The 12,982-nt window shown below is 37.4% G+C and carries 9 protein-coding genes; 1 reads left to right on the forward strand and 8 read right to left on the reverse strand.

Annotated elements, in window-relative coordinates:
- Positions 1 to 7 precede the first annotated feature (7 nt).
- On the forward strand, positions 8 to 295 hold the full coding sequence (locus ACLMCG_RS18460; RefSeq protein WP_047424621.1) for a c-type cytochrome: 288 nt from the start codon (positions 8 to 10) through the stop codon (positions 293 to 295).
- A 158-nt stretch (positions 296 to 453) separates the two neighbouring features.
- Here ACLMCG_RS18460 and ACLMCG_RS18465 read toward each other — a convergent pair whose 3' ends face one another.
- From ACLMCG_RS18465 to ACLMCG_RS18500, 8 genes are all read right to left on the reverse strand, one after another.
- Positions 454 to 960, reverse strand: coding sequence for a tetratricopeptide repeat protein (locus ACLMCG_RS18465; RefSeq protein WP_223601345.1), 507 nt, complete (start codon positions 958 to 960; stop codon positions 454 to 456).
- Positions 947 to 1,645 carry a peptide chain release factor H gene (gene prfH, locus ACLMCG_RS18470; RefSeq protein ID WP_413960719.1) on the reverse strand — a complete coding sequence of 233 codons (699 nt, stop codon included), beginning with the start codon at positions 1,643 to 1,645 and terminating at the stop codon, positions 947 to 949. The genes ACLMCG_RS18465 and prfH overlap by 14 nt, the downstream gene beginning before the upstream one ends.
- Before the next feature lie 66 nt (positions 1,646 to 1,711).
- Entirely contained in the window at positions 1,712 to 3,103 is a 1,392-nt protein-coding gene (locus tag ACLMCG_RS18475) for an RtcB family protein (RefSeq protein WP_413960720.1), read from the reverse strand.
- Positions 3,104 to 3,130: 27 nt separating this feature from the next.
- Complete coding sequence (locus ACLMCG_RS18480; RefSeq protein ID WP_413960721.1) at positions 3,131 to 3,868, reverse strand: hypothetical protein; 738 nt, start codon at positions 3,866 to 3,868, stop codon at positions 3,131 to 3,133.
- A 399-nt stretch (positions 3,869 to 4,267) separates the two neighbouring features.
- A complete protein-coding gene (locus tag ACLMCG_RS18485) occupies positions 4,268 to 5,254 on the reverse strand; it encodes a M28 family peptidase (RefSeq protein WP_413960722.1) in 987 nt (328 codons plus the stop codon).
- A gap of 42 nt (positions 5,255 to 5,296) precedes the next feature.
- A complete protein-coding gene (gene scpA, locus ACLMCG_RS18490; protein ID WP_413960723.1) occupies positions 5,297 to 7,417 on the reverse strand; it encodes a methylmalonyl-CoA mutase in 2,121 nt (706 codons plus the stop codon).
- A gap of 138 nt (positions 7,418 to 7,555) precedes the next feature.
- Positions 7,556 to 10,570, reverse strand: a complete 3,015-nt coding sequence (locus ACLMCG_RS18495; RefSeq protein ID WP_413960724.1) for a reprolysin-like metallopeptidase — start codon at positions 10,568 to 10,570, stop codon at positions 7,556 to 7,558.
- Between the two features lie 137 nt (positions 10,571 to 10,707).
- A complete protein-coding gene (locus ACLMCG_RS18500; RefSeq protein ID WP_374200565.1) occupies positions 10,708 to 12,810 on the reverse strand; it encodes a prolyl oligopeptidase family serine peptidase in 2,103 nt (700 codons plus the stop codon).
- Between the last annotated feature and the right edge of the window lie 172 nt (positions 12,811 to 12,982).

A 12,982-nucleotide genomic window follows, 5' to 3' on the forward strand; every position in this document is an offset into this window, starting at 1 on the left:
ATAGGATATGAAAAAATTCATCTTAACCGGTATCGCAGCATCAGCATTTCTGGTATCCTGCGGACCAAAAAGTGTGGCTGTAACAGGGCCAAAGTATACCTCATCTGAGCAGCTGGCACAAGGAAAAACCATTTTTGAAAATTCCTGTGCAAAATGCCATAAGCTGCCAGAACCAACGAAACATGACGACAAGGGATGGATCAACACATTAAGCAGAATGGCTCCAAAGGCTAAACTGAGCGATGACCAACATCAAATGGTGTATGATTATCTGATCTCTGTTAACAAAAAATAAGACTGCCTCAAAATTGTCATTCTGAACGAAATGGAATGGAGTGAAGAATCTCACGCTTATGGTTATTAATGAGATTCTTCCTTCGTCAGAATGACAGAAGTCAAATGATTTGACTCTTGAGGCAGTCATACTATTTTTATTATAAGTTAAAAAGCAGATTATTCCGTCTTTTTTATAGTTCTGTTTCTGGTTACCTTTCCTTTGACAAGTTTCTCTCTATCTTCAAGTATTTCGAGGGCCGCGCGGTTGTAAGCAAATTTTTTGGCTTCTTTAAGTGTTCCTAAGGCCTGTTTATACTCAAAGTTTCTTTCATGAAGAAGGGAGAGACAGTTCAGAATTTCTGATTTGTCAATTCCTTTTAATTTCAGAGCGAATTCAATTAATTTTTCGGCTTCCTTATAATCTTCATTATTCAAAAGACATTCAATGTAATATTTGGGCGTATTGATATTTCCTATGTTACTCTGCATGGCTTCATCAAAGTATTTCTTTGCGGTTTCATAATCTTTCAGTTCTTCGGAATATACTCTTCCCATCAGGCAAAGACTGTCTGCGTCTTCAGGTTCGTAAGACAAAGCATAGTTCAGTGCATCCATACATTCAGAAAGATTGAATGGAAAGTAGTCTAGTGCTTCAAAATAATATTTACTTTTAGTTAAGGTCATTGTTGTAGTTTTTAAGTTCATTTTTCAAGGCATTCCTTTGTTTTTTGAATGTCTTGTCTTCGTAATTCTTTTTGAAATCTGTTCCTGAAAATGTCCGAACAGGATTCCCGCGTTCTACCTGCATCTGAAGAGACCAGGTTTCTTTCAGTTTTCTTTCCAGCTGTTGGATATAAACTGCCATTACCTTTTCTTTTAATCTGATAACAGAAAGTTTTTTATTCTCCAGCTGGGAACGTGAGTCCTGTACAAACACTGTTTCTTTGGTCAGAATATGAGTAGCACGCACCGCTGTATTCACTTTGTTTACATTCTGTCCTCCACTTCCCTGACTTCTCGCTGTTTGAAATCTGATATCTTTTTCATTGAAATCAATCATTTTTACATTTTCTAATTCAAAAATTCCAATAAACCAATTACTTCTTTTATGGAGTTTTCTGAATGTGCTTTTTCCTATCCAGCAAATAGTTCCCAACCAGTTTTTAAGGAGCAGGTTTATGTCTTTTCCTTTTAAAAGCAGGGTTACTGATTTTAATGTCAGGTTTTCATCACCGTTTTCACGATGAATGATTTCGTACTCTATTGTATTTTGTTTGGCCTCTTCAAGAAAGGTCTTCAGAACCTTTGCGGCAACCCACTGACATTCTAAAGGTCCTCTTCCTGAAGTGATCTGTATTAATTTTTCCATTTTTTTTGCATTTTACTAAACCTTATAGGTTTTTGAAGCCTATAAGGTTGTAAAGTATTAGATTAATTACCTGTCCATTCTCACAATTCTCGGTTGGAATGTTCCCAGAATATCTACCAGTTCACTCTGTGCATTCATTACTTCATTGATGTCTTTATAGGCCATTGGCGCTTCTTCCGCATTTCCGCCCATCAGTGTGACATTTTTAAGTTTTAATTCTTTCTTGATATCATGCTGAGTGAAAAGGGCTCTGCATTCTCCTCTGGAGTGTGCTCTTCCTGCGCCATGAGATGCTGAATTCAGGGATTCCGGGTTTCCTTTTCCGCGAACGATAAATCCTTTCGCTGTCATGGATCCGGGAATCATTCCCAGTTCATTTTCGTTGGCAGGTGTTGCTCCTTTCCGGTGAACAATTACTTCTTTTCCGTTATGGATTTCTTTCCAGGCAAAGTTGTGATGGTTCTCAATTCTGGCTTTTACCCTTCCGCCGACCGCTTTTACCAGCCTTCTGTGAATATCATCGTGACAGGCTGAAGCATAATCTCCTGCGAGATTCATTGCCGTCCAGTATTCCAATCCCAGATGTGTGCTAAGATCCAGCCAGGCGAAGTTTTGGGCTTCTTTTGGTAATGGACACTGTTCTGCCGCAACTCTTGAGTAATATTGGGCAATTTCTGCTCCAAGACCTCTTGAGCCACTGTGAGAAAGTATTCCCAGATATTTTCCTTTCGGCAGGCCAATCTGCTCATCTTCTTCGGTGATTTCTACTTCTCCGAATTCGACAAAGTGATTTCCTCCGCCTGAGGAACCCATCTGTTTAATGGCTTTTCCCTTTAATCTTCTTAAGATCGGGATCATATCGAATGTATCTCTTTCAAAAATCTCATGGTCTATGTGAGACTTGTGCGTTTCATACATCCCAAATTTTGTATGTTCGGCAAGCGCTTTTTCATATTTATCTCTTGCTCCTTCAAGATATGAAATGGGTGTATCCAAAATACTGAGACTCATTCTGCAACCAATATCCATTCCTACTCCGTAAGGGATTACTGCATTTTCCACCGCCAGAACTCCACCAATTGGAAGTCCGTAGCCGCTGTGGGCATCGGGCATTAATGCTCCCTGAGTAGAAATAGGCAGTTTCAAAGCTGTGTACAATTGATTTTTTGCCTCTTCTGAAATATTGTTACCAAAAATCTGAAATGTAGCACGTTGTGAATTCAACATTCTTTTTTCTGTTTTTTTGGATGAAAGCAGGGTTTCTGCAATTTGTCCGAAAGTCAGATCTTTTTCAAATTCTTCCGGATTCAGCAGGATTTCCTTTAAAAGAGCTTTTACATGGTGAATATTCTTCGTCGCAAAATTTCTTTTCATGACTTCCAATGCTACGTTTACGCTTTGATTATTTGGATAGCCCAGTTTTAATATATCTTTTCCTTTTAGTTTTAAATTTCCCATTGTTTTTGTTTTAAATAACAGTTGGACTTATACGTCCTGTAAGCTTTCTGCAATCTCTGTTGCAGACATTGTGCAGGTAACATATTTCCTGCTTTTGATAAGTGGAATATCTTCTCTTTTTCTTCTCCATGGATATGATCTGCCATCAATTGTTTTATGGATAATTCCTACAATTTTATGCTGTCCTAAATAATCTCCCAGTTCTGCACACTCTTTTTCCAATTCAAAGTCTACGGGTTTATAATGGGTAATCATATTGGGTCTTGTACGCAGGGCAAATCTCCAGGGTTCAATAAATTCGTAGTAAGGAACATAAGACTTCCGGGCCGGGCAATATTCTTCCTGTTTCAAAAAATACTGTCTCTCTCTTGTTGTAAACCCCAGCTTCGGATCATTCCAGGAATATGAAGAAATATGTTTGAGTTTCTGTACTCTTTCTACATATATTCTCCGCCCGAATTTTCTTCTCTTTTTTAAAAACTGGCGGCTTTCGGAATACATGTAAGTATTAATTTTCTTCAATATTCCTTCAAAGAAATCTCCGTCTTTGGATCTCATTACATCTTCTCTTACCACAAAGAATCTTACAAATCCTCTTTGATAAGGCTTATCCAAAGGAATCCATGGGATATTTCGTCTGATATCCCAAAGCTCATCACTACGTTGATATTTTTTTCTTATCTGTTTTTCTACATCTTTTCTAATTGTTCTTTTTCTGCTTCTCACGCTTCTCAGCCGGGAAAACAGAAGGTTATCATTTTCCATTGTTCACAGAAGTCTGATGTGAGATTGTAAAGTTTTTTTCTCACACAACTTTTAATCAACTAAAATATTAGTTGAATGGATTAATAATAGACGGCTACAGTGTGAGGATATAATTCACGTGTTTCGTCTGTAATGACACTAAAAAAGATTTCGGGTAAACCTGGGAGTTTGAAATATTGCGCAATAAAAAACCCGAAATCTCTACGACTTCGGGTTTTGATATTTTATTGTACTGTTATTCTAAGAATGTACCAAACCGCGAAGCCTTACCACCATAAGGGGCAATCCAACTGTAGAATTCTGTTTAGTTCTGAACATTGCTTCGTCGTTTTTTTATTGGTTAAACTTGATTTTCAGGTGCAAATATATAAATTTTTCTGAGAATCAAAATTATTTTTTTCACTTCAGGTGAATAATACTGAGAAAAACAGCATCAATAACCTTGGTCATTCTCTTGGTATCGAGGGTTTCCAGAGTGTCTGTGGGTTTGTGATAATTTTTATTTCTGAAAAAAGATGAATCGGTGATCATGAGTGCCGGAAAATCAAAATTCCAATAGTTGAGATGATCTGAAAAGTCTATTCCAGCCATAAATTTAGGTGCTGAGAAGGTTTCTGTTTTGATCTGCTCAGAGCCTTTAAAGTTGTTGATAAAGTTTTTTACAAACGGACCTGCCCCACTAAACTTTTTAGCCAAAGTAATAAAGTCTCCTTTATCACCGTAAAACCATGAAAGGATCCCTAAAGGAAAGCTCTGCGATCCCTTTTCATCTCTGAAATATCCAATCATTTCCACGCTGGCCATTCCATATACATCGATATTATTGTCTTTTAAGTATTTTGCATGGACATAACTTCCCATATTTTCAGTCCTGAAATAAGGAGGTTCTTCCAAGGTGTAAGCTACAAGATCTACTCTGTACTTCAACTTTTGTCCTTTAAGCATTCTTGCCAGTTCCAAAAGGGCTGTAACTCCGGTTGCATTGTCGTCTGCACCCTGCTGATCTCCGCAAACGTCGTAATGGGCCCCTATGATGATTCGCTTTTTGTTTTCTGTTCCAAAGGAAGTAATTACATTCTTATATATTTTTCCATCTACTTTATATTCCTGATAAGCAGTACTGTCACCATAAGTATTGAAAGTCTGATGGATATAGTCTGCAACTGCATTCAGCTGCTCTATATTTTTATGATTTCTAAATTGTGGTGTTTGGGTAAGCGCTCTCAAATGCTTTTTAACCAAAGATGTATCTGCAACGACCTTCGAGCTTTGTATGAATATATCTTTCTTCCCTGAAGCTAACAGGAAAACACCAGCGATAATAAATAAGCCTACGAGAAGAAACAGTTTTTTACTCGTAGGCTTTATTATATTTTTCAGATTCATAGGCTGCGTTTTAATTTCAAATTGAAATTAAAGCTTTTCTGTTTATTTTTCTAAAAATCTCTCTAAAATTTCTACTGCACATTTCGGAAGGTTGGTCCCAGGTCCGAAAATAAAGTCTGCACCGTTGGCATAAAGGAATTCATAATCCTGTTGAGGAATTACTCCTCCTACCACAATGGTGATATCATCTGCCCCCAGTTTGGATAGTTCTTCCACGACCTGAGGAACTAATGTTTTGTGCCCTGCAGCCAGTGAAGAAACTCCTAAAATGTGAATATCATTCTCCACAGCTTGCTTAGCCACTTCTTCCGGAGTCTGGAACAATGGAGCTACATCGACATCAAATCCCATATCAGCAAATGCTGTGGCTACTACTTTTGCTCCTCTGTCGTGCCCATCCTGTCCCATTTTGGCTACCATTAGTCTTGGGCGGCGTCCTTCTTCTTCTTCAAATTTCTGAGTCAGATTCAGGGCTTTTTCAAAGTATTCGTTTTTACCGGCATTCATTGCGTATACACCAGAGATTGTTTTAATATTTGCTTTATATCTTCCAAAGGTTTCTTCCATGGCATCACTCATTTCGCCAAGGGTAACTCTTCTTCTTGCAGCTTCAATACATAATGCAAGTAGATTTCCTTTTCCTGTTTTCGCACTTTCACGGATATCATTCAGAATTTGTTCAACAGCATCAGCATTTCTGTCTGTTTTGATCGTGTTTAATCTTTCGATCTGCTTTCTGCGAACTTCTGTATTATCAATATCTAAGATTTCTATCTGATCCTGTTTTAATGAAGATTTAAATGAATTAACACCAATGATGAATTCTTCTCCACTGTCAATCTTAGCTTGTTTTTTAGCAGCAGCTTCTTCAATTCTCATTTTTGGAATTCCGGCTTCGATGGCTTTGGTCATTCCTCCTTCCTGCTCTACCTCATCGATGTATCTCATCGCTTCTTCGATCATTTGCTGAGTAAGGCTTTCTACCAGATTACTTCCTCCCATCGGATCTACCACATCACATATTCCGCTTTCCTGCTGAAGAATGATCTGTGTATTTCTTGCAATTTTTGCTGAATAGTCTGTAGGAAGAGCAATGGCTTCGTCCAGTGCATTGGTGTGAAGAGACTGTGTTCCTCCTAAAGCTGAAGACAAAGCTTCAATGGCTGTTCTTGTAATATTATTGAAAGGCTCCTGCTCTGTCAGAGACCATCCGGACGTCTGAGAGTGGGTTCTTAATGCCAGAGATTTTGGATTCTGAGGATTAAACTGCTTTAAAAGGGTTGCCCAGATGTATCTTGCAGCACGCATTTTAGCAATTTCCATGAAGTGATTCATTCCGATTGCCCAGAAGAATGATAGTCTTGGAGCAAAATCGTCTACATTCATTCCTGCTTTTATTCCTGTTCTTACGTATTCAAGCCCATCGGCCAAGGTATATGCCATTTCAAGTACCGGTGTGGCACCTGCTTCCTGCATATGGTATCCTGAAATAGAAATTGAGTTAAATTTTGGAATGTTTTGCGAAGTATATTCAAAAATATCTGCGATAATCTTCATGGAAGGTGCAGGCGGATAAATATAAGTATTTCTTACCATGAACTCCTTGAGAATATCATTTTGAATAGTTCCTGAAAGCAGTTCCTGTTTTACTCCCTGCTCTTCTGCTGCTACGATATAGAAAGACAAAATAGGAAGCACCGCGCCATTCATGGTCATGGATACTGAAATCTGATCTAACGGGATTTCATTGAAAAGGATTTTCATATCTTCCACAGAGTCGATGGCAACTCCTGCTTTTCCTACGTCTCCTACTACTCTTGAGTGATCAGAGTCATATCCTCTGTGCGTTGCCAAGTCAAATGCCACTGAAAGTCCTTTCTGACCTGCGGCAAGATTTCTTCTGTAAAAAGCGTTAGATTCCTCTGCAGTGGAAAATCCGGCATATTGACGAACCGTCCAGGGTTTCTGTACATACATCGTAGAATACGGTCCTCTCAGATAAGGAGCAATTCCTGGAGAAGTCTGCGTTAATGATTCATCTTTTACATCTTTTTTCTCATAGGATGATTTGAGTTCAAGGCCGTCTTTTTCAAAATTATAAATCTCTCTTTCCTGAGGTAATACATTAAAATCCGGGGTTTTCACAGAAATTGTCTTTCGCATTCCAATTATTTTTGTCCCCGTAAAGTTAATTTTTTTGAACGAAACATGAAACTTCTGTTAACGTTCTGTTTTACTCCAATTTAGTAAAAGAAAAAGGCCGGACAAATGCCCGGCCTTTCTTATTGGTATATCGTCTGCTTATTTTTTGATAAGCTTCGTATTGTAAGTGTTTTTGTCATCTTTTATCGTGATCACATACATACCTTTGATTAATGAAGCAACATTAATTCTTTGTCCATCAATCTGACCTTCCTGAGCTAATCTTCCGTCAGCAGTGTAGATTTTGTAATCTGCCTTACCTTTAAGATTTTTCACTTCTACGAAAGTATCTGCAGGGTTCGGATAAATTGAAATTTCAGTTGATTTAACGTCTTTTGTTTCATTTACCGCAAGAGTTTCTGTAATTTTTACAGAGAAATCTTTGAACGAACCTTGTGAAATAACACCACCTCCCTGTACCGGAACTGATGGGCTGCCACATGGTCCTGTAGCTGCATTAAAGAAAGTATTTGCCACTCTCATTCTTAGGAGTTTATCTCCTGCATATGCTGTAGCTGGTACAGTGAATACCATAGTTCCTGTATATTGTCCATTGGCTGGAGGAACAGTTGTTTTAGTACCTATTTTCTCTGAAGCTTCAAAAACTCCGTTTCTGTTAAAGTCAATCCAAACTTCCATTTTGTCGTTATAACCTGCTGTGTTACCAACATTGAAATAAGACAATGTATATTGCGTTCCTTTGGTTAAATTAACTTGTTTAGTTACATCTTCAGTAAAATCCTGATAAGTACTGAAAATAGTTTTATAGGTTAATTGAGAATATGCTAAGTTCGCTAAGTTTAATTGAGCTAAACCACTGTTAAAGCTAAAGCTTGCAAAGCTATTTCCACCTGTTGTCATTAAACAATAGTCTGAACCAGTTCTTAAGCCTTTTGTTTTGAATGCATAAGTAGAAGAGAATGTTCCAGGAACTGTATTCACTACTGCAGCCACCTGAACTTCATAATTAGTCTCATCTTCAAGGGAGCTTAACGATACAAAATTAGTAGCGCTTGTAGTATTTGTCCAGTTAGTCTCTCCCAGTTTTCTATATTTAATAGCATATGTTGCTCCTGGTACACTATTCCATCCGATAGTAGCAGATGTTTTCAAAATCCCTGCAGCTATTGAACCTACCCCTGTTGGAGCGTCTGTAGTTGAAGTAGGAGCAGTTCCAACTATAATCTTAGGAGATACAGCGTAGAATACATTTCCAATGGCAGAAATTCTCAATTTAACAGGACCTGTTAAACCTGAAGGCATTTGAGCTGTATAACTTCCTGTGTTAGGAGTAGAAGCTACAAGTTCTGTCCATGTTGATCCGTTAACAAGATCTGTGGTATATTCAATTTTTACATTAGCCGCATTATAAGGCGCAGCATTGGTATTAGCTACATCCCATGAAATTGTATTGGCTGCATTGTTATATAACGTAGTATTATCAATAAGACCACTAAATTTGAAAGGCCCGTCATTGGTAACAGTTACTGTAGTTTCAGCAGATACCAACATTGGTTTAGCAGCATTCTCATCTCTAACAGTTACTGCATATTTAAGTACTCTTGGAATATAAGAAACAGTTTCCCATTTCGTTTTATCAGTTAAAGCTCCTCCCATTACTACAGGAAGACTTGGAAAGTATCTTCTTCCACTTGCTGTACCAAAATAAGATCTTGTTAAAGCACCTTGAGCACTATACCCCCAACCGCTGTCTCCTGAGATTGAGTTGTAAGAATCAACACTATCATACTGTTCCCATGTATATTTAATAGGATCAGTATCTGTAGCTGAAGCATCAAGATAATATGCTGTTCCTTTTGGAATACTGTAAGCAGGAAGAGCTGAAATTACCGGAGCAGTATTTGTTGTAATATTTTCTGATGTTCCACAGCCAGGCTTGCTGTCTAAGCTGTTAAGAATCTGATTAACGGAAGAATAATGGAAATAAGCATCAGTAAAATCCTGAACATTATCTCCTGTAATTCCGGCATATCCCATAATAGTAGTTCCTCCTCCAGGCTCGATATTTACTCCTGAACCTTCTGAAACATGTGAGAATGTATGGTTACCTCCCAGCTGATGCCCCATTTCATGAGCAACATAGTCAATATCAAAAGAATCCCCTACCGGGTTTGTATTCTGTGTAAATGCAGATCCTTTTGCCAATGAAGTAGATGTTGCAGGATCAACACATGTAGATCCGATAGATCCAGCGTTTCCGTTACCTCCGGAAGCATTGAAAACATGCCCCATATCGTAATTAGCATTTCCTACCGCGCTTGTTAAAGTTTGCTGAAGTTGTAGGTTTAAATTTCCTGTATAAGGATCGGTTGCAGGGTCAGTATAGATAATATTCTGAAGATCCTGAATAATAAGCTTGATGGCAAAATCTTTCTGGAAAATACCGTTTACACGGGTCATCGTAGCATTCATCTGGGTAACCGTATTGGTTATTCCTCCAGACGGATCAAATTTCTTTGTATACTCTCCTGTTGTTGAAAGTGCTAATCTATACGTTCTGTATTTTGTACTTGCCGGTCTGTTTGTAATTCCTACATTAGAAAGATTCTTTTTCCCGAAAGCTTCTAAAGACTTGATATCTTTTAAGCTTTTTTCTTCTGTAGAACATTCAAAGCCGTGGTCAGCATCTGTTCTTTTCGTTTTGTAAAAAACTCCATACACCTGCTTATCTGTAGTAATAGGCTCTATAAACTGGAATTTTCCGTCTTTTATAATCATTGACTGCATTTCAGTAGGTGCAGTACTGAATCTTACATATTTGCCTGGATCATCAACTCCTACTCCTATATAAGATCCCAATTGGTATCTGTCAGCCATAGATTTTTCCATAACAGGATCACTATATACCGCAAACTTTTCAATCTTTCCTTCTGCAGTAGGAAGAGATACAATAACAGCCTGAGCTCCTTTCCCTGTTTCTACAGCATCTTTTAGAATGTTTCTAAGCGACTGCAAATCAAATCTGTAAGAATACTGAACTTCTACTTCTTTTCTGATTTGTGATGTCCTTTGTGAGGCCGGTTCCCACCTCTGTGCATTAAAGCTGGACAGCCCAGCAGCCAATGCACAAACCAGTAAAATTCTTTTTTTCATAATTACTTAATTAATTTAGAATTAATAAACTTTAAATATCCGGCATAAAAATAAGAATTATAAACACAACCGCATAAAAAAAACAGTCAATTTTAAATAAAATTGACTGTTTTTTTAAATATTATTCTTTTTTAGAGTTATTTCTTTATTCCCATCTCAAATAAAGCAAATGATATAAGATCTGCATTTTCACTGATGACCTGATCTGTTGATCTTCCGGCTCCGTGACCTGCGTTCTTTTCAATTCTCAAAAGAATAGGATTTTTACATGCCTGCTTTTCCTGAAGTTCTGCTCCAAATTTGAATGAGTGCGCCGGAACAACCCTGTCATCATGATCACTGGTGATGATCATTGTTGATGGATAGCAAGTTCCTGCTTTTACATTGTGTACTGGAGAATATGATTTAAGATATTCAAACATTTCCTTACTGTCTTCTGCCGTACCATAATCATAAGACCAGCCTGCTCCTGCTGTAAATTTGTTATATCTCAACATATCCAACACTCCTACTCCCGGGAATGCTACTTTGGCAAGATCCGGTCTCATCGTCATTGTTGCACCGACCAATAATCCTCCATTTGATCTTCCTGAAAGGGCCATGTATTCTTTTGAAGTATATCCTTTGCTTTGAAGATATTCCCCGGCAGCGATAAAGTCTTCAAAAACATTTTTCTTCTGTTGTTTTGTTCCTGCGTCGTGCCATTTTTTACCATATTCACCTCCTCCACGGATGTTTGGAACGGCATAAATACCACCATTTTCCATCCAGATCGCATTGACTACAGAGAACGAAGGCTGTAAGCTGATGTTAAAACCTCCGTAAGAATATAGGATCGTAGGGTTTTTACCGTTAAGTTTAGTTCCTTTCTTATAATTGATCATCATAGGAACTTTTGTCCCGTCTTTTGAAGTATAGAATACCTGTTCTGAAACATAATCATCCGGGTTAAACTTCACTTTAGGTTTTTGATACACTTCAGATTTCCCTGAGTCTACATTAAATTTATAAGTGGTTCCCGGTGTAATATAATTGCTGAAAGAAAAGTAAACATCTTTCTCTTTTTCTTTTCCTCCAAATCCTGAAATATTCCCTTTACCAGGCAGTGTAATCTCTCTAACCAGTTTTCCTGTTTTATCAAATTGTTTTACCTGATCTATGGCATCAATCATATAGGTTGCAAAGAAATATCCTCCACCTGAAGAAATTCCCAATACGTTTTCAGTTTGTGGGATTACATCCTTCCATGTTGCCGGTGCCGGATTGCTTATCGTAGTTTTTACAAGACGCATATTCGGAGCATCCTTATCTGTGAAAATGAAAAGGTCATCACCTTGTGTATCTACAATACTGGCATTGATATCAAATCCGTTTACAATCTGTACAAAATCTCCTCCTTTCTGAAGGTCTTTGATATATAATTCATTACCATTTGTAGCGTTAGCAGCAGAGATGATCAGGTATCTCTGGTCTTCAGAAACTCCGGCTCCTAAATATCTTCTTGGTGTTTTATCTCCTCCGAAGATCAATTTATCTTCAGACTGTTTTGTACCTAATTTATGAAAGTATACTTTATGCTTGTCGGTCATACCGGAAAGCACTGTTCCTTCTTTCGGTTTATCGTAGCTTGAATAATAGAATCCTTCGTCTCCCTGCCATGAAATCCCGCTGAATTTCACATCCAGTAAAGTCTCATCAATCTGTTTTTTGGTAACAGCATCAATGATGATAATCTTGTTCCAGTCACTTCCTCCTTCAGAAATAGAGTAAGCTGCAAGGTTTCCTTTTTTATTGAATGAAAGATTGGAAAGTGAAGTTGTTCCCTTTTCCGAGAATTTATTAGGATCTAAAAATACTTCTGTGGTATTGGTCTTGTTGTTTGTTCTGTACAAAACAGACTGCGCCTGCAAACCATCGTTTTTATAATAATAAGTATAATCTCCTTCTTTAAAAGGAGCTGAAATTTTTTCATAATTCCAGATTTCCTTTAGCTGATTTTTAATTTTATCCCTGAACGGAATTTTAGAAAGGTAATTCTGACTGTAAGCTACTTCTTCATCTACCCATTTTTTTGTAGGTTCAGAATCGTTTTCCAGATCTCTGAAAGGATCAGAAACAGCAGTTCCGAAATAGGTATCTGTCTGGCTTCCTTTTAACGCTTTAGGATAATTCATTTTCTGAGAATAAAAAGATGCTGAAAATAAAACTCCAGCTGTTAACAATATAGGTTTAAAATTCATATTGATCGGTTTTTCTCAAAAATACGTAAAGTATATTAAACAAAAAAACAGACCTTATTTCCTTGTAATCTATATTAAAATAATGTTAAATTTCATCTTTTTTTAAATGTAATAAATATTGTTACATTTAAAATTCTATATTTGTTTTTTTTTATGAAATCAAATTTTTATT

Source organism: Chryseobacterium sp. S90 (genome assembly GCF_047444895.1).
GTDB lineage: Bacteria > Bacteroidota > Bacteroidia > Flavobacteriales > Weeksellaceae > Chryseobacterium.

Coding starts and splice junctions, on each gene's coding strand:
- ACLMCG_RS18460 (WP_047424621.1), top strand. CDS start 8: ATGAAAAAATTCATCTTAACCGGTATCGCAGCATCAGCATTTCTGGTA.
- ACLMCG_RS18465 (WP_223601345.1), bottom strand. CDS start 960: ATGACCTTAACTAAAAGTAAATATTATTTTGAAGCACTAGACTACTTT.
- prfH (WP_413960719.1), bottom strand. CDS start 1,645: ATGGAAAAATTAATACAGATCACTTCAGGAAGAGGACCTTTAGAATGT.
- ACLMCG_RS18475 (WP_413960720.1), bottom strand. CDS start 3,103: ATGGGAAATTTAAAACTAAAAGGAAAAGATATATTAAAACTGGGCTAT.
- ACLMCG_RS18480 (WP_413960721.1), bottom strand. CDS start 3,868: ATGGAAAATGATAACCTTCTGTTTTCCCGGCTGAGAAGCGTGAGAAGC.
- ACLMCG_RS18485 (WP_413960722.1), bottom strand. CDS start 5,254: ATGAATCTGAAAAATATAATAAAGCCTACGAGTAAAAAACTGTTTCTT.
- scpA (WP_413960723.1), bottom strand. CDS start 7,417: ATGCGAAAGACAATTTCTGTGAAAACCCCGGATTTTAATGTATTACCT.
- ACLMCG_RS18495 (WP_413960724.1), bottom strand. CDS start 10,570: ATGAAAAAAAGAATTTTACTGGTTTGTGCATTGGCTGCTGGGCTGTCC.
- ACLMCG_RS18500 (WP_374200565.1), bottom strand. CDS start 12,810: ATGAATTTTAAACCTATATTGTTAACAGCTGGAGTTTTATTTTCAGCA.